The sequence below is a fragment of the Mycobacterium sp. NPDC003323 genome, from assembly GCF_053589535.1.
This window is the reverse complement of record NZ_JBSFSB010000006.1, coordinates 13599-36019: the sequence shown is the minus strand read 5'-3', so window position 1 is coordinate 36019 and position 22421 is coordinate 13599. Positions and strand designations below refer to the sequence as shown.

The window sequence follows — 22421 nt, the reverse complement described above, 5'->3', positions numbered from 1 at the left end:
ACGCATCTGAGGAGCCGCAATGCCGGATGACCACCATCTCATCACCGATGGCGCCACCATCGCCTACCAGCTCAGCGGACCCCCCAACACGGTACCGATTGGCTATGGGCACGGCGTGCTCATGAGCCGGCAGATCGTGCGCGGCCTGGGCATCTTCGACGTCGACGCTATCGCCGAGGGCCGCCACCTGATCACCTACGACCAGCGCGGACACGGCGCATCACCGGGCCGCCCAGAACCCGAGGACTATCGCTTCGAGCAAGCAGCCAACGACCTCCTGCGCGTCCTGGACGCGGCCGGCCTCGACGAACCCATCGATTTCGCCGGATCCTCGCTCGGAGCCGCTGCTGCACTGCATGCCGCCCTCAACGCTCCTCGCCGATTCAGGCGGCTGGCGCTGGTGATCCCTCCCGTCGCCTGGGAAACAGGGCCCCAACAAACGCGCCAGTGGTACTTCGACACCGCTGACCTCATCGACTCCATTGGACCAACCGCGTGGCGACAACAATGGGCCGACGCTCCCCCACTGCCGATCTTCGCCAACTACCGGCAAGGCAAGTTCGAACCCGGCGTCGACGACGATGTGGTCTCCGCCGCCATGCGCGGGGTTGGCTCCTCCGACCTACCCGACCCTGATCAACTCACCCAGATCCGCCAGCCCACTCTGGTCCTGGCCTGGGACACCGACCCCCTGCACCCGATCTCTACCGCCGAGCGCCTCGCTGATCTGATCCCCGACTCGACCCTGCACGTCGCACACACCATCGACGAGATCCGCGAATGGACCCAGATCACCACCCGTTTCTTCAACGATTGACGCCAGCGCCGCGGCGGCGGCCTAGTACCGCCGGACGTTGTGAATTGGTGCGGAAGAGATCGGCGCGACTTTCACCGGCGTTCCGAACGTGGACGCGTGAACCATCATCCCGTCACCGATGTAAATCCCCGCATGAGAGACATCACCATAAAAGGTCACGATGTCACCGGGCTGCATATCAGAAACAGCCACCGCCTGCCCGCCCTGCGCGAGCGCTTGACTTGACCGGGGCAACGACTTCCCGTTCTGCAGGAACGCCCACTTGATCAGCCCTGAGCAATCGAACGCATCCGGGCCTGTGGCGCCCCACGAATACGGTGATCCCACCCGTGTCAGGGCAGCTTGCACGACCGCAGTTCCGCCCCCGAAGGGTTCGCCGCCGGCCGGGCCCGGCATGGCCACGATGCTTGGATCGTTCGACGGCGAGGACGGCGGCAGCGGTGGGGGCGGCGGCCCCGGATCGGCCAAGATGGCCCGCTGATCAGGCGTCAGAGCCTCGTAGCGAGCCTGCACGGCAGCAATCTGCTCCTGCATTCGGCGTTGTTTGGCATCGAGGTCCGTTCGCACCGCCGCGGCCTCGTCGGACGCGATCCGTGCTGTGCTGCCGACTTCGAAGACTGATCTGCGGCTGCGGCTGCACGCGTACTCGCCGATCGGAACGCGGCCATTTGCACAGTCAGCTCCGAGGCAACCGTCTGCTGGACCGCCAGCTGATCTATGAGGTCCTGGGGAGACGTTGCCGTCAATGCCGCCGCCAAGGTGTCGGTACGGCCACCCATGTATGCAGAGGCGGCCAGCTCATCGACTGCAGCCTGATACGTCGCCAGATCGGCCGACGCCACATCGACGGTCGCACGATCAGAGGCCGCCTTTTTCTCCGCGACCTGCTGAGCGGCGAGCTTCTCGTCGAGGTCGATTTGCGCGGTGTGAATCTGCTCTGTGGTCTGCTCAGCAACACGCGATAATTCGGTCAGTTCGGCAAGCGCATCAGCCGCAGGCTCAGCGTTCACGTCGGTCGCCAGAAGCGCAGCAACAATACCGATCGCCGCCAAGATGAAGGCGAGCCGTTTACCCAGCGCGCGCGATGGGGCCTCAAGCACAGGCAAAGTCACAACAGCGGAAACCTTCGGTGAGGTACGAAAGTACGTAGCAGGTACGTAGGTCACGGTTAGGTTACGAGGTCGCCGGGCTGCTGTCCAGCCGGCAACAACGGGGCGACGGCCCTCTTCTTGAGGTCTCGACACCCCTCATGTACCGCGCGCCGCGATTACGAGACATGGCCGAGTTGGGTCTCCGGACTGTCGCACCAGCTGTGCGTGGACCCGTTCTCTCGACTGTCCCCCATCGCACGTTTGACCTGGGGTCCGCGGCTGCCATCCACCTCGGTCAGCATCCACCAGACAACTGGTCTGTCCCTAAACCAGCTGGGCAACAAGGCGGGGCCGACCGCCGCCTTACCCTGCTGAGCTTCAGCAACTCGCTGCGTGTTTACATCGACGATCTTCGTCGAGAGACGATGCGCGCCACACTGCTGTGCCCGGATAGCCGGCGTCGCCGCCCTGGCCGTGGCTCGACGCCCCACGGAGCCGCCCCCACCGCGGTGGTCCTCCAGCGCGGCTGAGCGCCCCAGCGCAAGCCTCGCGTCGACCGTTCCAGCTTCCTCGGCTCGACGTTGCGACAACCGCCGCCACGGCCCGTCTAGCACCGCCCAGGGCGTTCCCGCCGAGACCGCAGGAGACCACATCAGCGACCGCAATTGCTTGCCACGGTGTGGGCTGGGCGCCAAGCAGCGCCGCCTGCACCGCGGCGGCATCCCAGTCGTGCCGCATCGCATCGCGCAGCGCCACCGATCATGCGCGCCGCACGCCGCGACTAGCGAAGCGCCGCACCGCATGCCGGCCGCCGCGACACATTCGCGCCACCCGCACCCTGTTGTCGCCCTGGGAGCTCGAAACGACGCGCTGGGTCAGCCGCGATCTTCACGCACACCGGCACTCGTGCAAACCCAGCACTCTCACGGCCATGCTTCCGATGCCGATCGCCAACGCGTACTGACGCGGACGCACGCAGAACCCCGCGCCGTCGCGGGTCAAAAAGAGGCCGTAAGCGTTTCTTGCCGATCGCCCCGGTCCAGATATGCAGTCTGAAGGCATTGGGCTGCAACCGCGTGACTCTCGTAGCGCACATTCGGGGGCGTGCAGCCGTCGACCGACGATGAGTTGGCCTGCGCTTCTCCTGGCCCTCGACCAACACCAACACGCGGCGCGGCCAAATCGGCGTTCGAAGACACCACAGGCCGGCCACCGTGGACCAGGAGCTGACCGCTGCCAGGTGTGGTTCCTCAACGCACGTCGGTCTGCTCATCACTGCCCCGCCAGCACCGTGCTGCTCCTGGCGGGAGCCGTCGCGCGCCGCGCACCGCGGCCGGGTGGTCACGCCTCCCGTGCTCCACGTTGTCAGCCCATTGCCGACCGTCAACGTAGTTGTCACGCCGAGGCCGCCTCGGGATTGTCTGTAGCTCCGCCGCCGGGGCCTGCTGACGGACCGACAACACCAAAGCCGCCTAGTGCATGCGAACCCTTTCTCGCCGTGCGCTTCTCGATCTTCGGTGCGTGCCTCAGCATGGCCCTGACTTCGCCGAGACCGTCGCCGGTCAGTTCAGCGATCGTCGTCAGCGTCTCACCACTTTCCCGCAACAGCCTGATTGCCGCGCCGGCCGCGGCCCGAGTGCCGGCACGCCGCTTGGTGGCCTCGGCGCGTACCAGTTCGGTCACCGCGGCCAACCGTTCGGTCTCCCAGGCGTCGATCTCGGCCAGCCGAGCCTTGGCCACCATGTAGTTCGCCGCGTTCTCGATGTTCGCCTTCTCCCGAGCCGCGCGGGCCTCGTTGGCGCGCCTGGTCGCCTCGCGCGCTCGTCGCCGGGCTTCCACCTTGGACGTTCCTGCAGCTGTCATGACCGCGACACTAGGAGCAACCGAGGCGTGACGGCCACCACCACAGCCACATTCGCTGTCCACCAATTTTTGCCGGCGCGCCTGAAGAACCAATGCCACACCTCGCCCGACATTCACCCTCCGCCTGACCGCCACCCCGCCGCCGTACCCCAGCTGCCTCGCCATCACCCCTGCTTCTGCGTTCCCTCAAAGCCAACACACCTCTTGCATTTAGGGGTGCTTTCTGAGAGTTGTTTAAGAACTGCCGGTTTGGTGGTGGAAATTTCGAAACCAACGGAGTTTCCTCCCGGACATGGTGGCATCCAGGTGCGCGTCATGGTGATGACGCTGCACAAGCTGACCGCCGGGGACGGATACCTGTACCTGGTGCGCCAAGTCGCAGCAGCCGACGATACTCAGCGCGGCCGATCCACATTGGCCGACTACTACTCGGCGAAAGGCGAAGCGCCGGGCCGCTGGCTCGGGCGCGGTTTGGCCGCTTTATCCGAGACCAGCGGGACGGATATTGATTCGCATGTCCGTCACGACATCTGGTCGGTCGAGGCGGGATCGGATGTCGGCGAGGAACAGATGCGTGCCCTTTTCGGAGAAGGCCTGCACCCCAACGCCGATCGCATCGAACGGTTCGTCGCCGGCCGCGGAGTCGGTTCTCAGCGCACCGCGGGCCGATTGGGCCGCAAGTTCTACGTCCGTGACGGGGAACCCGAGTTCGCTCGACGGCTCGCGGTCGCATACCGCGAACACAACACTGCCGCCGGTGCCCAGTGGAACACCACGATCGACGCTGACCTGCGTGCTCGCCTCCGCACCGGTATCGCTGTCGACATGTTTGGCGAGCAGTACGCCCGCCCACCGGCCGATGATCGTGAACTGTCAGGCTTCATCGCCCGCAATACCCGCGCCCGTACGACCGCTGTCGCCGGGTACGACCTGACCTTCTCCCCCGTGAAATCCGTTTCCGCACTGTGGGCTATCGCGCCACTGACTGTCGCGGAGAAAATCGAGACAGCCCACGATGCCGCCGTTGCCGAGGTTCTTGACTGGTTGCAGGATCATGCGGCGTTCACCCGGCTGGGTACCAACGGTGTCGCTCAAGTCGACACCGAAGGACTGATCGCCGCGGCGTTCACCCATCGCGATTCGCGCGCCGGGGACCCAGACCTACACACCCACATCGCCGTCTCGAACAAGGTCTGCCACGTCGACGCCAACGGCGTGCGCCGCTGGCTCGCCCTCGACGGCCAACCGCTGCACCGAACCGTGGTCGCCGCCTCCGAGTTGTACAACACGCGCCTGGAAGCTCATCTGTCTTCCAGTTTGGGTGTGTCGTTCACCGAAAAGTCGCGCGGCGCCGGGAAACGACCCGTCCGCGAAATCGTCGGACTGCCCGGAGAATTGCTATCCAGGTGGTCGAGCCGACGCGCCATGATCGAAGGCCGCACAGCCGAGCTCGCAAAGCAGTTTCAGACCGATCATGGTCGCGAACCGACACATGTCGAGATCATCGCACTGGCCCAACAGGCAACGTTGGAAACGCGCGAGGACAAGCACGAGCCCCGCTCGCTGGCCCAGCAGCGCGCGACCTGGCGGAACCAGGCCGTGGAGGTCCTCGGCCGCGACGGCGTGCAGCGGATGCTGGCCGACATCCTCGACCACCCCGCGCGGCAATATCGGGTCCCGGTGACCGATGATCGGTGGGTGTCGGCGCGCGCCGACGAGATCATCGCGACGGTGGCCCAAAATCGCGCGACCTGGCAGCGCCACCACGTCCGCGCCGAAGCACTGCGCGTTGTCCGCCACCACAACGTGTCGCACAATGTCGGACTCGTCGATCGCATCACCGATACCGCACTGTCGGAATCTTTCTCGGTGCCGCACGCCAGTGTCGGGGACGGCCTGTTGGGTGAGCCTGTCGCATTGCGCCGCCGCGACGGCGCAAGTGTCTACACCCGCCACGGAACGCAAACATTCACCAGCCGAGACATCCTGGCCGCCGAACGCCGCATCCTGACCGCTGTCGCACGTGTCGACGGCCGCTGCGCCACAGACCTCGATGTCGAATTCGCCCGCGCCGACGCAGAGCTGCGCGGACGCACTCTCAACCCCGGCCAGGTCGCACTCGTCGCGGAGATGGCGACGTGCGGGCGGCGGCTGGCACTCGCGCTCGCACCCGCGGGCACCGGCAAGACCACCGCCATGGCTGCCCTGGCCCATGCGTGGCGCAGCTCCGGAGGCCACGTCCTCGGTTTGGCCCCCACCGCCGAAGCGGCAATCGTCCTCGACGAAGACCTCAAATCCCGCACCGACACCATCGACAAGTACGTGCACACCATCGACCAGCCGGCCAACGCACAGCCCAGCTGGTTTCGCCGTGTCGGACCCGACACGCTGATCATCGTCGACGAAGCCGGAAAAGCCTCCACCGTCGGACTCGACCGCCTGATCGCCGATGCACTATCGAAAGGCGCCAGCGTGCGTCTTATCGGTGATGACGGACAGCTTTCCTCGATCTCGGCCGGCGGTGTCCTGCGCGACATCGCCGAAGCCACCGACGCTCTCACCTTGTCCGAAGTCGTGCGCTTCAAATCGCCCGCCGAAGCCGCTGCCGGGCTCGCACTGCACGACGCCGACCCCGCCGGCATCGCCTTCTACATCGACCACCACCGCATCCACGTCGGCACCGAAGACACCGCCGCCGACATGGCCTACCGGGCATGGCGCGACGATCTGGCCGCCGGCACAGATTCCATCCTGCTCGCCCCCACCAACGACATCATCACCACCCTCAACGCCCGCGCCCGCGCCGACCGCATCGCCACCACCCCCCACGCACAACACCAACCCACCGTCGTCCTGTCCGACGGGCTGCACGCCAGCGTCGGCGACACCATCCGCACCCGCCGCAACAACCGCCGCATCCCCATCGGCCGCGACGATTACGTCCGCAACGGCTACCGCTACACCCTCACCGACGTCCGACCCGACGGCGCCATCGTCGCCCACCATTTGCGCAGCGGACGCCACGTCACCCTGCCCGCCGGTTACCTCGCCGAGCACGTCACCCTCGGCTACGCCGCCACCATCGACTCCGCACAAGGCCTGACCGCCGGAAGCCGCACCACCACCGGCACCTGCCACATCGTCGGCTCCGACCAACTGACCCGCCAACACCTCTACGTCGCGATGACCCGCGGCACCGACGAAAACCACCTCTACCTGTCCACCGCCGAAGCCGATCCCCACCGCCTGCTCTCCCCCAAAGCCACCCACCCCGGACACCGCCGTCGACGTCCTCACCCGCGTGCTGGCCCGCGACGGCGCACAGGTTTCGGCGACCACCGCTGCCCGACAGGCCGCCGACCCGGCCACACGCCTGCACGCCGCCGCCGACATGTTCTACGACGCCCTCGGCGTCGCCGCCGAACACCACCTCGGACCCCGCACCCGCGACCACCTCGACACCCTCGCCGACACCGTCCTGCCCGAACTCAGCACCCGAGAAGCCTGGCCGGTGCTGCGCCGCCGCCTCGCCCTCCACGCGGTGGAGGGCGCCGACCCCCGCCAACTACTCACCGACGCCCTGGCCAAAGGCGACATCCACAACGCCGCGGACCCCGCCGCCGTCCTGGACTACCGCATCGACCCCGCCGGCGCCCACTCCGCCGGCGTCGGTGTCCTGCGCTGGCTTCCCGCCATCCCCGACACCCTCACCCACGACCCGCACTGGGGCAACTACCTAAGGCGCAGGGAAGCCCTCGTCGAGGACTTGGCCAACGACATCCGCGCCCGCGCCCGCGACTGGACCCACGCCACCGCACCCGCCTGGGCAAGACCCCTCATCACCGTGAACACCGCACTGACCGCCGAGATCGCCGTCCTGCGCTGCGCCACAGGAATACCCGACTCCGACACCCGCCTCACCGGCGCTCCGCAGCGCCCCGTCCGCACCCGCGCCGTCCAGACACTGCTGCAACGCCACGCCGCCGCCGGCATCAGCCGCCACAGCGCCGACACCACCCGCTGGAACGACCTCATCGACCACCTCGACCCGCGACTGCGCGCAGACGCCTACTGGCCGCAGTTGGCCACCAAACTCGCTCACGCCGCCCGCACCACCCCGCACTTCCGCGAAACCCTCATCAATGCGGCGCACCAAAAGCCCCTGCCCGACGAACAACCCGCTGCAGCACTGTGGTGGCGCATCATCGGCGCCCTGTCCCCCACCACCACGCTGGCCACCACCCACTCCCGGCTACGGCCGGCCTGGCTGCGAGACCTCGACGACACCTTCGGCACCGCGCTGGCCGAAACCATCTGCGCCGACCCCGCCTGGCCCGGCCTGGTCGCCGCCATCAGCGCCGCCGACCCACACACCTGGACCCCACGCGACCTGCTGCAACTGGCCGCCGAGCACCTCGCCGACGACGACGAACCGATCCCAGCCGCCGACTACGCCCGACTCATCACCTACACCATCGACGCCTTCACCCACCACCCGGCACTGCACCCCGGCGCTGCCGAGGTACCCCTACCTGATGACATGCCGGCCGACCCGTTCGAGGAAGAGGCGCTGTTCCCGCCCGACCCTGCCCATCCCGTACCGCCCCACGACGCCGCGTACTACTTTGACCAACAGAACTCTGCCGACGTCGGGAACACCTATGAGTACGGCACCGGCCCCATCGACGGACTTCGATTCGAAGAGCTCACCACCACCGCGCCGGACCGCGAACCCCTGGTCACCATCGAGCTCCTACACTCGCTGCAACAGCAATACCGCACCGCCAGCGAGCAATTGAACGTTCTCGACGTCCAGATCAAGGCTGACAACGGCCCCGCGATGAAGGCCGTCGTCGAAGAGCTGGCGCGCATGCGTCGCCAGGTCGATGCCGATCGACCGTACCGACATGCCGTCACCGAGATCGTCGCGCAGTGGTCAGACGCGGACGCTGCGTTCAACAACGTGCTCCTGATGATCGAACATGCCCAGAATCGCCTGCTGTCGCTGCGCGCCGACCCGGATGCCGATGAACTCGATATCGCCTCCGCCCAAGCCGATCTCGCGTTCCACAACGCCTTCCTCCCCGACACCAACCCCGCCACGCAGTTCCAGCCGTTACTTGAGAACGCGCGCGCCGCACGAGCACACGCCGGCGGCGGCGAACCGATCGCCACCGAACGCGACATCGACACACTGCGCAACACCGCAAGAAACGACGACCGCACCGCCCGAACAGCACTACGCGCACGCTGCAACACCCTCACCGCACAGATCACGCGCGCCGAACGCGACATCGCCCGCGCCTTCGCATCCGCACATACCGCAGCCGAAACGGCATTGGAGAAGCTGCGTGAACCCGCAGAGCAAGAACTCGACGTCCTGCGCGCCGCACGCCACGTCGATATCGACCACGCACCGCTCGCCATCACCGACTCTGCACTCGAATCGATCGACTCGACCATCGCCACGCAGATCACAACACTCGCCGCCCAGCCCTACCTCGTCGGCTACCTGTACGCCGACCGCACCCATCCAGACACCGCTGCAGCCCTCCGCACCCTGCGCATGGTAGCCAACACCCACGATCGAAAAGTGCTGTGGCTCAGCACCACCCAAAACAGTTCAGACACCGACCCTGGGCTCGACTCCGCAGACAGCCTCCGCCCACTCGACAACAACATCGAAGGCCTCGCCGAAGAACTTCACACCCTGGGACCGCACACCATCGTCGTCATCGACAACCCCACACACACCCACCCCGGCCATCTCGCCGACGTCCTCCGATGTGTCACCGCGAACAACGCCCGCGCCATCATCCTCGACCCCAGCACCAGCACACCCGGACCAGCCTCAAGCGCTCTGCGACTACTGGCCACGACCCTGCCCTGGGCCACACAACTCGGACCCACCGACCACCGACGGACGGCCAATCCAACGCCAGCCATCACGCTCGCCGCCGGCCACGACCGCACCCAGCTCGCCCAGGACTGGCGACATCTGCTCAACGACTACGACGCCGCCACCCGCGCCATCCGCTCCGCACACCGACTACAACTCACCCTCTCCTGGAACACCCCGCGTAACGACCGGGAGCAAGATCTCGGCGCAAGCATCGACGACTAGCTCCTCGGTTCTTCTCAAGGCGTACCTACACGCAGAAATCGCTAATGTGCAACATGTTTCGGCAAGCTGCGGAGTATCGTGAGGAAATGGCATGCAAGGCCTTCCCCCACCGTTTGGCCTGTGGTGGCTACCGCTTCCAGGCCCCGCGTCGCCGGGGACGATCATGACCGGGCAACACGCCCTCGCGCTGCGGCGTCGGACGTCAGGGGTACGAGCGTGCGGCACCGAGTCAATGCCGCTGGCTATCGATCCGGAAGTCCTGCGCACGGTCCAGGCGGTATACAACTCCGAGCTCGGCCTTCCTGACGATTGGAGTGACTCGCGCCGTGCAGCTTTCCTCAACGCTGAAGCAGAGAAGATAACTTGGATGGTTCGCGCACAGGCCGGTGCCATTGGCGACGAAAGGGTCTATCAATGGACTCGGCAGCACGGCGTGCCACCGGATTTGGAACTACAGCGTCATTTATTTGGATCCGCACGATCAGAGGCACTGCGCGCAGTTTTGCGAAGCGAGTTATACGAGCTCATTGATTACGGGGTCGACAACTGAGCGAAATATGTTCGCCATCTATCCCCATAGATAAACGATTCTCACAATTGCAGGGCGCAGCCTAGCCGGATCCGAATCGAAATCTGACGGCATTCCACTACGACAGATTTTTCGCCGTTTGTCCGCTCGCATTGTGGACAAATAGCGAAATACGTTAGTAGCCAGATTTTCTCGCAGCGGATACGCCTAGCGTGGTGGACAGCACGTCACGATTGCGCATACCGTCAATCAAGCCGACCGAATCTTGAGAAAGACGCGTGAAGCCCAAGCACTGGCCCTGAGGCAACGTCGCCTCTCTGGCTTTTGAGGAGGTGAATAGCGTTGAATAACAGTTCTTTAGATGGCCTGCCTCTACTCCTCCCGGTACCGCGTGCAGCAATACTGCTGGGTATCAGTCGCGCGTCGGCATACCGGCTCGTGTCCACAGGCGAACTTCCGTCAAAGCGGCTGGGCGGGCGCGTCTACGTTGTGACCGCCGAACTTCGTCAGATCATTGCGGCATAATGGATTGAGTTCCTCGTCGCTGCTCGGTATCCGCGCCGGCGCTCCCCGGTGTAGGCGAGGTTTTCCTCCATCGCAGTAGACGGTGCCCGGTCCACTGCCTTCGAACCCGCAGGATCGGTCTCGTGAATCCAAGCCCCAACGCCTCGGCGGATCAGTCGAAGCGCGACTCGTCGAAACGTGCCCGCCGAGCTGAGCCGATTACCAAACGGACGTCCAAGGATGGCTCGATCAGCTATGAGTTCCGGGCCGACGTCGGCAGTAAGCCGGACGGCAGCCGAGACAGGCGCCGATTCACCTACCGCACCCTGACCGAGGCGAAGCGCGAATACCGTCGCATCACAACTGAAGTCACGATCGGTGTCTACGCACGAAAGTCAACACTCACGGTGGCCGAAGCATGTGATGAATGGCTGGCGGGACGCCGGGGAATCCGCAGCGTCACACTGCAGGGCTACAGGCACGACCTCGCCGTCGTCAGACGCTTCCTCGGCGGCAGGAACCTTCAGCAGCTCACCAAAGCTGACGGCGATGCACTTGTGGACTACATGCTGACCAGCGGTCGAAGGTCTCGCCGCTGCTACCAGCCGGGGAGCTTGGCCGGACGAGTCATCGAGCAAATTTCTGCCCATCCCGGAGGCATCTCCGCGGCCGATCTCGTCGCCGCATTCCCGAACGAGAACGTGCATACATGCCTGTCCGGCCTGAAGCGGGCGAACCGCGTCGCACGTCCCAGCCGAGGCATGTACATAGTTCAAGACCCTGAGGCAGAGAACACTTCGAACGCCGGAGTCAAACCCATCACTGTCCGCTCGACGTTGACCACCTTCGGCATGGTCATCCAGTCCTTTGTCGACCAGGGCACGCTCAGTCGCAATGTCATCGCACTGGTCGAGCGGCCAGCCGACCCCCTCGTTGACGACAAACCCGCGACGGCCAAGTCGTGGACACTCGCCGAAGTCGACGAGTTCCGTAAGTCAGTGCGCGATGAACGGCTCTTCGCCTGCTGGCTGCTGAGCTGTTACGGCTTGCGCCGGTCCGAGGTGCTCGGCATCCGATGGTCGGCCCTCGAGGGCGACACGTTGTCGATTCGCCGAAGCCGTGTCCTGGTCGGCAACGACGCCGTCGAGGGCATGCCCAAATCTCGACGCAGCCTCCGCGAGCTGCCGCTACCTCCAGAGCTCTCGGCGGCGCTAGAAAGGCTGAAGGTGCAGCAGCAGGAAGAGACGCGCGTCGCGGGCGACACGTGGTCCGATGACCGTCTGATCGCTGTCCGGGCCGACGGCACCCCCATCCGCCACGAGTGGTACTCCGATGAGTTCCAGCGACTGCGTGCCCGCGCCGGCCTGCGTCGTCTCCACCTGAAGGGTCTACGCAACACGAGCGTCAGTCTGATGCTGGCCGGCGGTTTGCCGGTCCACGTCGTCGCCGCGTGGCACGGGCACGACCCCGCCGTGTCTCTGTCCATCTACTCCGATGCTCAACGCGAGGATCTGCGCGCCGCTGGCGCCGCACTCTTCGGTTGACCCTCGGCCCACTGAGATCCGCTTGGGACACTGTTGGGACACTGGGCAAAATCCGAGGACTCGCCGAAATGACAAAACCCGCTCCGACCGAGGTCAGAGCGGGTTTTCTTGGTCGGGCTGACAGGATTTGAACCTGCGACCACTTGACCCCCAGTCAAGTGCGCTACCAAGCTGCGCCACAGCCCGAGTGCCTTCCGGGATCGCCGGTAGGCGAGCGAAACTCTACCTCAGGCCCCCGCCCAAATCCCAACCGCGTCATCCGCTCCAGATTCGGGTATCTCCACGACGTGCCTGAGACCCGTGACGACACTCCCCTGTGGCTGTTCGCCGACCAGCTCGGACCCGCCGTGTACGGCGGTGAGCACGCCCACCGCGAGGTGCTGCTGATCGAATCGACCGCCGCGCTGGCCAAGCGTCGCTATCACCGCCAGAAGCTGCACCTGGTGCTATCCGCCCTGCGGCACGCCCACCATGACCTCGGCGACCGAGCGACCCTCATCCGGGCCGACAGCTACACCGAGGCATTGCAGAAGTACAAGAAGCCTGTCCTGGTGCACGAGCCCACCTCGCACGCCGCGGAAAGCTTCGTCCACCGGCTGCAGCAGCAGGGTCTGGTCACCGAGGTGCTGCCGACACCGACCTTTGCGCTGCCCCGCAAGGATTTCGAGGAATGGGCCGGCGAACGCACTCGGTTCCGGATGGAGGACTTCTACCGCGACCAACGGCGCCGGTTCGACGTGCTGATGCAGGGCAAGGATCCCGTCGGCAACCGGTGGAATTACGACGAGGACAACCGCGAATCACCGCCCAAGAAGCAGCAGAAGCTCGACGTGCCCGCCCCGTACAAGCCGCGCGAAGACGATATCGACGCCCAGGTCCGTCGGGATCTCGATGAACTCGACCTCGGCACCGTCGGCATCGACGGTCCCCGCCTGTTCGCCGTCACTCCGGCCGAGGCGCAACGCGCCCTGAAGCGATTCATCGAGCATCGGCTGCCCACCTTCGGCCGCTACGAGGACGCCATGATGGGCGACGATTGGGCGATGGCGCACTCGCTGCTGTCGGTGCCACTGAACCTCGGCGTGCTGCATCCCCTCGATGCCGTCGACGCCGCCGAACGCGCCTACCGCGAGAACGAGGCGCCGCTGGCGGCCGTCGAGGGTTTCATCCGGCAGATCCTCGGCTGGCGCGAGTACATGTGGCACCTCTACTGGCATTTCGGTGCGCGCTACACCGCCGAAAACAACGAACTGAATGCCCGCACACCGTTACCGGACTGGTGGGCCGACCTCGACGCCGACGCCGTCACCGCGCAGTGTCTGCATCACGCCCTCAAGGGCGTCCGCGACCGCGGCTGGACGCATCACATCCAGCGACTGATGATCCTGGGCAGCCACGCCCTGCAGCGCGGCTACCGGCCCGATGAGCTCACCGACTGGTTCGCCACGGCCTATGTCGACGGTTTCCGCTGGGTGATGCCCACCAACGTCGTCGGCATGAGTCAGCACGCCGACGGCGGCCTGCTGGCCACCAAGCCCTACACCTCCGGCGGCGCCTACATCAACAAGATGAGCGACCACTGCTCGGACTGCGCCTACGACCCCAAAAAACGCCTCGGCGAGGACGCCTGCCCCTTCACCGCCGGCTACTGGGCCTTCACCCACCGCCACCGTGACCGGCTCGCCAAGAACATGCGCACCCGCCGGGCGGTGTCGTCGATGGATCGGCTCGGCGACCTGGAGGCCGTGCTGGAGCAGGAATCAGCGCGGGAGAGTTTCTGACGACGGATCGCCGGCCTGCTCCGGGGCGAACTTCGGAGCCCGCGACACCCGCCAGGCGTAGATCACCAGCGACGCCCAGGCCACGATGATCACCGAGTAGATCGCGGTGGACCACGGCCAGTGGATGTCGAAGAAGTGCACCAGCTTCTGGCTGTTGGTCAGCACGATGACGCCACCCACGGCGGTCCCCAGCAGCGCCGGGCTCACCTTGGTGACCAGCCACGCCGCGAACGGCGCCGCGATCACGCCGCCGACCATCAGGCCGACGACCACGGGCCAGTTCTCCAGGAACTCCTGGCGCAGGCCGATGAGGAAGCCCAGCGACGCCGAGCTGGCCACCAGGAACTCCGAGGCACTGACCGAGCCGATGACCGTCCGCGGTGCGGTTTTACCCTGCGACAGCAGCGTGCTGGTGGTCACCGGACCCCAACCGCCGCCACCGGAGGCGTCGATGAACCCACCGAACAGGCCGAGCGGAGCCAGGAATTTGACGCTGTGGCTGGTGCCCTTGGCGCCGAAGGTCAGCGGGGTGCGCAGCGAGAATCGCAGTAGCACGTAGACGCCGATGGCCACCAGGATCGCGGCCATCAGCGGCGCAGCGTGCTCGGTGGACAGCGAGGACAGCAGCGTCGCGCCCAGGAAGGCACCGATGGCGCCGGGGCCGCCCAGCTTCAGCACCAGCTTCCAGTCGATGTTCTTGAACTTCCAGTGCGACAGACCGGACGCAAACGTGGTGCCGACCTCGGCGAGGTGGACCGCCGCGCTGGCCTGGGCCGCACCGACCCCGGAGAGGACGAGCAGGGTGGTGGCGGTGACGCCGAAGGCCATCCCAAGCGCGCCGTCGACGAGTTGGGCACCGGCACCGACGAGCGTGAAGATCAGAAGCGAACGCATGGCTGCTTTCGGGGAGGGTGGTCACCATGAGGTGACCGCGACGGATGGGGACGCGTCAGGGACGCGGACAACACCATTCGTCGAATGCCATCAGCCGGCGCGAGGGCCAGAACGGCTCGAGCGCGGACACGTCGGACGGCGACGGCGTGAGTACCACGCGATCAGCCACGATGACGGTCCCTTCGATGAGCAGGCAAGCTCGGGTCAGCTTACACGGTCAACAATCGATACAGCCCGATCAATCCCACCACCACGATCACGGCACGCAGCGCACCCGGTGAGAGCCGCCGCCCGTAGTGGGCGCCGAGGAATCCGCCGATCAACGAGCCGACGGCGATCAGGCCGGCCGCGATCCAGCTGATCCGGTCGAAGGCCACCACGGTGTAGGCCACCGCGGCGACGATGTTGACCAGCAGTGACAGCAGATTCTTGGCGGCGTTCATGCGCTGCATGTCCTCGGGAAGCAGCGCCCCCATCACGGCGATCAGCAGGATGCCCTGGGCGGCGGTGAAGTAGCCGCCGTACACCCCGACCGCGAACGTCCCGGTGATCAGCGCCGCCATGCGACCGACGCTGATCTGATGCACGGACTGCCCCTGTGCCTCGGCACGCCGGCGGGCCCAGGCCTGGATCCGCGGGCCGATGACCACCAGCACCAGCGCCAGCACCAGCAGCACCGGCACCACTTGCTGGAAGACCTTTTCCGGCAGATGCAGCAGCAGCCAGGCGCCGGCCCCGGCGCCCACCAGCGAGGCCGGGATCTGCCAGCGCAGCCGGCTCCACTGCCCCCGCAGTTCGCGGCGATACCCCCAGGTACCCGAGATGCCCCCGGCCACCAGGCCGACGGCGTTGGACATCGTCGCGGTCACCGGGGGGAAGCCGAGCGCGACCAGCGTCGGGAAGGTGATCAGCGTGCCCGATCCGACGATCGCGTTGATGGCTCCGGCTCCGACACCGGCCAGTGCGATCAGGATCATGTGGGTCGTCGACACTCCGGCCACCCTACTCAGCGCCGCCCGGTACCTTTCAGGGCCACCGAGATCGACGAAATGGCGGAATCCACTCGCACTTTCGCGCCGAAATGTTCGTTTCGGCGAAAGGGGGGCTAGCGCTTGGGTCCGTGCCCGATGGTCGCTCCGCTAGCGCTTCGCTCCGCGCTTCTCGCGCACCCGGACGTTGATCCGGATCGGGCTGCCCTCGAAGCCGAACGTCTCACGCAGCTTGCGCTCCAGGAACCGGCGGTAGCCGGCCTCCAGGAAGCCACTGGTGAACAACACGAACGTCGGCGGGCGCGAGGCCGCCTGGGTGGCGAACAGGATGCGGGGCTGCTTGCCGCCGCGCACCGGCGGCGGGGTCGCGGCGACGATCTCCTTGAAGAAGGTGTTGAGCCGGCCCGTCGGGATGCGGGTGTCCCAGGACCGCAGCGACGTCTCCAATGCGGGCACCAACTTCTGCACCGCACGGCCGGTCATGGCCGAGATGTTGACCCGCGGCGCCCACTGCACCTGCACCAGTTCTCGGTCGATCTCCTTGTCCAACAGGTAGCGCCGGTCCTCGTCGACCAGATCCCACTTGTTGAACGCGAGCACCAGCGCACGGCCGGCCTCGATCACCATCGTGATGACCCGCAGATCCTGCTCCGTCAGCGGGACCGAACCGTCGATCAGCACGATGGCCACCTCGGCGGAGTCGATGGCGCTGTGCGTGCGCACCGACGCATAGAACTCGTGTCCACTGGCCTGCCCGACCTTGCGACGTAGACCGGCGGTGTCCACGAAACGCCATGGCTTGCCGTCGAGTTCGATCAGCGAGTCCACCGGGTCCACGGTGGTGCCCGCCACATCGTGCACCACCGAGCGCTCGTCACCGGCCAACCGGTTCAGCAGCGAACTCTTGCCGACATTGGGCTTGCCGACCAGCGCCACCCGCCGCGGTCCACCCGCCCCGCCGGCGCCGACCTCGGAGATCTCGGGCAGTTTCGCCAGCACGGTGTCCAGCAGATCGGCGACGCCGCGGCCGTGCATGGCACTGATCGGATGGGGCTCGCCCAGCCCCATCGACCACAGCGCGGCCGCATCGGCCTCGCCGCGTTCGTTGTCGACCTTGTTGGCGGCCAGGAACACCGGCTTGCCGGAGCGCTGCAATTTCTTGGCCGCGGCCTCGTCGGCCGAGGTGGCTCCGGTGGTCGCGTCGACGACCATGATGATCGCGTCGGCGGTCTGCATGGCGATCGCCGCCTGTTCGGCGACCTTCTGCTGCAGGCCTTTCGCGTCGGGCTCCCACCCGCCGGTGTCCTGCACGACGAAGCGACGGCCCGACCAGGTGGCGTCGTAGGACACTCGGTCGCGGGTCACCCCGGGGATGTCCTGCACGACGGCCTCACGACGTCCCAGGATCCGGTTGACCAGCGTGGACTTGCCCACGTTGGGGCGGCCGACGATCGCCACCACCGGTGGCGGCGCACTCACCTGCTCTTCGGCGCCCTCTTCGAAAACGACGGATTCCCAATCGCTTTCGTCGACCCACGTACCGTCTTCGGTCATCGATGCGCTCCGACCCGCTGCTGCACGAGCTCTTGAAGATGCGCCACCACCGTGGCCTGGTCCATATCGCTGGTGTCGACGATCACCGCGTCGTCGGCGGGGCGCAGCGGGGAAACTGCGCGCGTCGAGTCCAGATGGTCGCGCCGTTGCACGTCGGCCAGCACGGCGTCGTAGTCGTCGCCCAGGCCGGCCGCGATGTTCTGGGCGTTGCGGCGCCGCGCACGCTCCTCGGCGCTCGCGGTCAGGAAGATCTTGACCTCGGCATCGGGCAGCACCACGGTGCCGATATCGCGACCCTCGACGACCACCGGCCCCTCCCCTGCAGCCAGTTCGCGCTGCAGCTGCACCAGCCGGGCGCGCACGGCCGGCACCGCGGACACCGCCGACACCGCACCGGTGACCTCATCGCCGCGGATCTCCCGCGAGACGTCTTCTCCGGCCAGGTAGGCCAGGTCCTCGTCGGGGTCGTAGCCGACCGCCATCTCGACGCCGGCGGCCACCTCGGCCACCCGATCCGCATCGGCCGGGTCGACCCCGGCACGTAACACCGCCAGGGTCACGATCCTGTACATGGAACCGGTGTTGAGGTAGCGCATCCCCATGGTGCGCGCCAAACCCCTTGATACCGTGGATTTCCCGGTGCCCGCGGGTCCGTCCAGCGCAATCGCGGTTGCCGTGCTCACATTCCCACCGCCTTGTGCAGCTCGCCGATCTCCTTGCGGGTCAACACCCGGATGCTGCCGGGGCGCATATCCCCCAGGTTCACCGCGCCGATATCGGTGCGCACCAAGGCTTCCACCGGAAAGCCCACCGAATCCAGCAGGCGGCGCACGATGCGCTTGCGACCCTCGTGCAGCGTCACCTTCACCAGGGTCTTACCGGGCAGGGTGTCCACCACCGCGAAATCGTCGAGTGTCACCGGCCCGTCGTCGAGTTCGACGCCTTCACGCAGCTTCTTGCCCAGACCACGCGGAACCCGGCCCACCACGGTGGCGACATAGGTCTTGGGCACCTCATAGGAGGGGTGCATCAACCGGTGCGCCAGTTCACCGTCGTTGGTGAGGATCAGCAGGCCCTCGGTGTCGGCGTCCAGTCGGCCGACGTGGAAGAGGTTCTTGTTGCCGCGCACCCGGTGCTCCACCAGATCACCGACACACGGGCGGCCCCGGTCGTCGGACATCGTGGAGTGCATACCGCGCTCCTTGTTGATGGCCAGGTACATCAAGTCCTCGTCGACCACGACGCGGGTGCCGTCCACCCGGATCTCGGCGTTGGCCGGGTCCACCCGGGTACCGAGTTCGGTGACGATGCGGCCGTCCACCTCCACCCGTCCGTCGAGGATCATCCGCTCGGCGACGCGCCGCGAGGCAACACCGGCTTGCGACAACACCTTCTGTAAACGGACACCGTCCGGCTCGTCCATGTCAGTCCTTGTCCACATCGATACCGGCCGGCTGTTCGGGCACAGCGACCGGGCCGTCGAGCTTGGCGAAACGCGGCTCGTCGCTCAGGTTCTCACTCAGGTCGTCGATGACGTCCACATCGGGCAGCAGCGGCGCGATATCGGGCAGATCGGTCAGCGACGACAGGCCCAGGCGCTCCAGGAACAGTTCGGTGGTGGCGAAAGTCACTGCGCCGCTGTCGGAATCGGTTCCCGCCTCGGTGATCAACCCGCGCGCCAACAGCGTGCGCATCACGGCGTCGACGTTCACCCCGCGGACCGCGCTCACCCGGGCGCGGGTCACCGGCTGGCGGTAGGCCACCACGGCCAAGGTTTCCAGCGCCGCGCGGGTCAGTTTCGAGCGCGCCCCGTCGAGCAACAACCGCTCCACGTAGGGGGCGTAGCGCGACCGGGTGTACATCCGCCATCCGCCGCCGGCCTCGCGCAGATCGATACCGCTGTCACGTTCGGTGAGGGCCGCGGCCATCTCGGTCAGCGTGTCCGCAATCCGGTCCGCCGGTTCCCCGGTGGCCGAGGCCAGCGCGTCCACCGTGACCGGGGTGTCGACGACCAGCAGCAGCGATTCCAGCACGGCGCCGAGTTCGGCATCCGACATCGACTCGGTGTCCACGTCGGCGGTCGGATCGAGGTCGTCGATATCCGGGGGGTTGTCGGTCACGTTGTCGGTCATGAGTCTTCTTCCACTGCGGCTGCCAGGTGTTCGTTGGTTGGCCGATCCCCGGTCCACGAAACCTGGAGCACACCGAGCGGTTCTACTTGCTCGAATGCTACCGCCCTGGCCCGGTACAGCTCCAACAGCGCCAGGAAGCTGCCCACGATCTGCATCACATCGCAGCCGTTCACCAGCTCGCCGAAGGACGACCAGCCACCGATCCCGCGCTGTTCCAGCAGACCCATCAACCGCTTGGCCTGCTCGGGCACCGACACCGGTTGCACGTGCAGATGGTCCAGCCGCACGGTCGGCACCGGCCGCGGGGTGAAGGCCGCGGCCGCGATCTGGGCGAACCGATCGGCGTCGACACCCAGCATGACCTCGGGCAGCAGTTCCTCGAACCGCGCCTCCAGGGACACCGACCGCGGATAACTGCGCAGCGCCGCGGCCTCCAGTTCGGCGAACATCTCGGCGACATGCTTGAACGCCCGGTACTGCAGCAGGCGGGCGAACAACAGGTCGCGAACCTCGAGCAGCGCCAGATCGTCCTCGTCGTGCACCTCACCGGCAGGCAGCAGTCGGGCCGCCTTGAGGTCCAGCAAGGTGGCCGCGATCACCAGGAACGCCGTCGTCTCGTCGAGCTCGAGCTGGCGCCCGATCTCCTTGGTGTAGGCGATGAACTCGTCGGTGACCTGGTGCAGCGCCACCTCGGTGACATCGAGGCGGTGCGCGAAGATCAGCTGCAGCAGCAGATCGAACGGACCCTCGAAATTGCTCAGCCGGACCTGGAAACCCTGCGCAGCCTCGGGGGCAGCTTCCGGGATAGCTTCGTCGGTCACGAACCGAACCGGGCGATGACCTCGCGGGCCAACGACCGATAGGCCTGTGCCCCGGTGGATTTCGGCGCCCAGGTGGTGATCGGCTCGCCGGCGACGCTGGTCTCGGGGAATCGCACGGTACGGGTGATGACGGTGTCGAACACCAGATCGCCGAATCGCTCGACGACCCGCGCCATCACCTCGCGGGCATTGACGGTGCGCGGGTCATACCGGGTCACCAGGATGCCGCTGATGTCGAGCTTGGGGTTGAGCCGGTCGCGAACCTTGTCGACGGTGTCGGTCAACAGCGCCAGACCGCGCAGCGAGAAGTACTCGCACTCGGTCGGGATGATGACGCCGTCGGCGCAGGCCAGCCCGTTCACCGTCAGCAGGCCCAGCGACGGCTGGCAGTCGATCAGCACATAGTCATAGCGGTCCAGCACCGGGTAGAGCGCCCGCGCCAGGGACTGTTCCCGGCCCACCTCGTTGACCAGTTGGATCTCGGCGGCCGACAGGTCGATGTTGCTGGGCACCAGATCCAGGCCGCTGACCCGGGTCTTGATGAGCACCTGGTCGATCGAGACGCGCGGCTCGATCAGCAGGTTGTGCACGGTGTGGTCGAGCTCGTAGTGCGGCACCCCGAGTCCGGCGGACAACGCGCCCTGGGGGTCCAGGTCGACCAGCAGCACACGACGGCCGTAGTCGGCCAGGCTCGCGCCGAGGTTGATGGTCGACGTGGTCTTGCCGACGCCGCCCTTCTGGTTGCACATCGCGATGACCTTGGCCGGTCCGTGCGAGGTGCGCGGGGTCGGTTCGGGGATGTCGCGAGGCGGCCGGCCGGTCAGGCCGAGCTCGACCTGCGGCTCGATGCCCAGGTTGAGGCCATCGTCTTCGCTCATGCGCCACCCACCGAGGTCAGGCGGCACACAATCATGGCGAACATCGCAGCAGAGTCTAGCTGTGCATATCCGTCCAGGACGGCAGACCCGCTGGCTACTGTCCACATATGAGCCTGACCCGTCGGGTGCCGTTCCTGCGTCTGTCGTTCCTGCGCATGGGCCTGGCGGTGCGTCGCATCGCGACCTCCGGCCAGGTCGGTGACGGCCGCGAGGACGCCGCGGTCGCGTACGTCCTGACCCACGCGCGGCCCGGCTCGATCACCGATGCCGTCGACGCGTTCGATCGTTTCGCCTACCGGAACGCCTTCCTGATCAACATCGGCGACGAGAAGGGCCGCATCCTGGACGCCGCGATCGCCCGCACGCAGCCGCGCACCATCCTGGAACTGGGCACCTATTGCGGTTACAGCGCCCTGCGGATGGCAAAGGCGGCCCCGGGCGCGCGGATCGTGTCCGTCGAGCTGTCCGGCACCAATGCCGACAACGCCCGCCGCGTCTGGGAACACGCCGGTGTCGGCGACCGGGTGTCGTGCGTGCAGGGCACGCTCGGCGACGGCGGTCAGACCCTCGATGCGTTGGGTTTCCCGCCCGGCGCACTGGACTTCGTGTTCGTCGACCACGACAAGGACGCCTACCTGGCCGATCTGCTCAGTATCCTGGACCGCGAGTGGCTGTGCCCGGGCGCAGTTGTGCTCGCCGACAACATGGGTGTGCCCGGGTCACCTCCGTATCGCCGCTACATGCGCGAACACGAGGGAAGGCAGTGGCGGACCACCGAACACAAGACCCATGTCGAATACCAGACGATGATCCCGGACCTGGTCCTGGAGTCCACCTACCTTGGTGATTTCGGTGAGGAAACACGCGCTGAGCGCACGTGATCTCACCGAAATCGCAACG

General features: G+C 66.5%; 16 protein-coding genes, 1 tRNA gene and 2 pseudogenes. 8 read left to right on the top strand and 11 right to left on the bottom strand.

Annotation, left to right across the window (positions count from 1 at the left end):
• The first annotated feature begins 19 nt into the window (after positions 1-19).
• Positions 20-817 carry an alpha/beta fold hydrolase gene (locus tag ACWDUN_RS15950; protein ID WP_030133898.1) on the top strand — a complete coding sequence of 266 codons (798 nt, stop codon included), beginning with the start codon at positions 20-22 and terminating at the stop codon, positions 815-817.
• 21 nt (positions 818-838) lie between these two features.
• Here the strand turns inward: ACWDUN_RS15950 and ripC are convergent.
• Both ripC and ACWDUN_RS15940 read right to left on the bottom strand, forming a co-directional pair.
• Positions 839-1929, bottom strand: a pseudogene (ripC, locus tag ACWDUN_RS15945) (peptidoglycan hydrolase RipC).
• Positions 1930-3303: 1374 nt separating this feature from the next.
• Positions 3304-3771, bottom strand: a complete 468-nt coding sequence (locus tag ACWDUN_RS15940; protein ID WP_449930249.1) for a hypothetical protein — start codon at positions 3769-3771, stop codon at positions 3304-3306.
• Between the two features lie 315 nt (positions 3772-4086).
• On the opposite strand from ACWDUN_RS15940, the pseudogene mobF reads away from it, so the two are divergent.
• The 5 genes and pseudogenes from mobF to ACWDUN_RS15915 all read left to right on the top strand — a co-directional run.
• Positions 4087-6393, top strand: a pseudogene (mobF, locus tag ACWDUN_RS15935) (MobF family relaxase); the annotation flags it as partial.
• Positions 6394-7072: 679 nt separating this feature from the next.
• Positions 7073-9895, top strand: coding sequence for a hypothetical protein (locus ACWDUN_RS15930; protein ID WP_449930689.1), 2823 nt, complete (start codon positions 7073-7075; stop codon positions 9893-9895).
• Between the two features lie 232 nt (positions 9896-10127).
• Entirely contained in the window at positions 10128-10445 is a 318-nt protein-coding gene (locus tag ACWDUN_RS15925) for a hypothetical protein (RefSeq protein ID WP_141864148.1), read from the top strand.
• Between the two features lie 321 nt (positions 10446-10766).
• The gene (locus ACWDUN_RS15920) at positions 10767-10949 is read left to right on the top strand and encodes a helix-turn-helix transcriptional regulator (RefSeq protein ID WP_216847472.1); all 183 of its coding nucleotides are present in this window, start codon (positions 10767-10769) and stop codon (positions 10947-10949) included.
• A 122-nt stretch (positions 10950-11071) separates the two neighbouring features.
• A complete protein-coding gene (locus tag ACWDUN_RS15915; protein ID WP_216847473.1) occupies positions 11072-12472 on the top strand; it encodes a tyrosine-type recombinase/integrase in 1401 nt (466 codons plus the stop codon).
• A gap of 109 nt (positions 12473-12581) precedes the next feature.
• On the opposite strand, the gene ACWDUN_RS15910 is transcribed toward ACWDUN_RS15915, so the two are convergent.
• Positions 12582-12658: transfer RNA gene (locus tag ACWDUN_RS15910), tRNA-Pro, on the bottom strand.
• 101 nt (positions 12659-12759) lie between these two features.
• Here ACWDUN_RS15910 and ACWDUN_RS15905 point away from each other — a divergent pair.
• Positions 12760-14253, top strand: coding sequence for a cryptochrome/photolyase family protein (locus ACWDUN_RS15905; RefSeq protein WP_449930244.1), 1494 nt, complete (start codon positions 12760-12762; stop codon positions 14251-14253).
• Here ACWDUN_RS15905 and ACWDUN_RS15900 read toward each other — a convergent pair.
• From ACWDUN_RS15900 to ACWDUN_RS15865, 8 genes are all read right to left on the bottom strand, one after another.
• The gene (locus ACWDUN_RS15900; RefSeq protein WP_449930242.1) at positions 14233-15147 is read right to left on the bottom strand and encodes a sulfite exporter TauE/SafE family protein; all 915 of its coding nucleotides are present in this window, start codon (positions 15145-15147) and stop codon (positions 14233-14235) included. The genes ACWDUN_RS15905 and ACWDUN_RS15900 overlap by 21 nt on opposite strands.
• Before the next feature lie 209 nt (positions 15148-15356).
• Positions 15357-16124, bottom strand: a complete 768-nt coding sequence (locus tag ACWDUN_RS15895) for a sulfite exporter TauE/SafE family protein (protein ID WP_449930654.1) — start codon at positions 16122-16124, stop codon at positions 15357-15359.
• Between the two features lie 162 nt (positions 16125-16286).
• The gene (der, locus tag ACWDUN_RS15890) at positions 16287-17690 is read right to left on the bottom strand and encodes a ribosome biogenesis GTPase Der (RefSeq protein WP_449930240.1); all 1404 of its coding nucleotides are present in this window, start codon (positions 17688-17690) and stop codon (positions 16287-16289) included.
• Positions 17687-18373, bottom strand: coding sequence for a (d)CMP kinase (gene cmk / locus ACWDUN_RS15885; protein ID WP_449930238.1), 687 nt, complete (start codon positions 18371-18373; stop codon positions 17687-17689). Before cmk ends, der begins: the two co-directional genes overlap by 4 nt.
• Positions 18370-19113, bottom strand: a complete 744-nt coding sequence (locus ACWDUN_RS15880; protein WP_449930236.1) for a pseudouridine synthase — start codon at positions 19111-19113, stop codon at positions 18370-18372. Before ACWDUN_RS15880 ends, cmk begins: the two co-directional genes overlap by 4 nt.
• 1 nt (position 19114) lies before the next feature.
• Entirely contained in the window at positions 19115-19822 is a 708-nt protein-coding gene (gene scpB, locus ACWDUN_RS15875) for an SMC-Scp complex subunit ScpB (protein WP_449930234.1), read from the bottom strand.
• Positions 19819-20643 (bottom strand): segregation/condensation protein A, encoded by an 825-nt coding sequence (locus tag ACWDUN_RS15870; RefSeq protein ID WP_449930232.1) that lies wholly within the window; start codon positions 20641-20643, stop codon positions 19819-19821. Before ACWDUN_RS15870 ends, scpB begins: the two co-directional genes overlap by 4 nt.
• Positions 20640-21521, bottom strand: a complete 882-nt coding sequence (locus tag ACWDUN_RS15865) for a ParA family protein (protein ID WP_449930230.1) — start codon at positions 21519-21521, stop codon at positions 20640-20642. The genes ACWDUN_RS15870 and ACWDUN_RS15865 overlap by 4 nt, the downstream gene beginning before the upstream one ends.
• Before the next feature lie 107 nt (positions 21522-21628).
• Here ACWDUN_RS15865 and ACWDUN_RS15860 point away from each other — a divergent pair, with 107 nt between their 5' ends.
• The gene (locus ACWDUN_RS15860; protein WP_449930228.1) at positions 21629-22402 is read left to right on the top strand and encodes an O-methyltransferase; all 774 of its coding nucleotides are present in this window, start codon (positions 21629-21631) and stop codon (positions 22400-22402) included.
• Positions 22403-22421 lie beyond the last annotated feature (19 nt).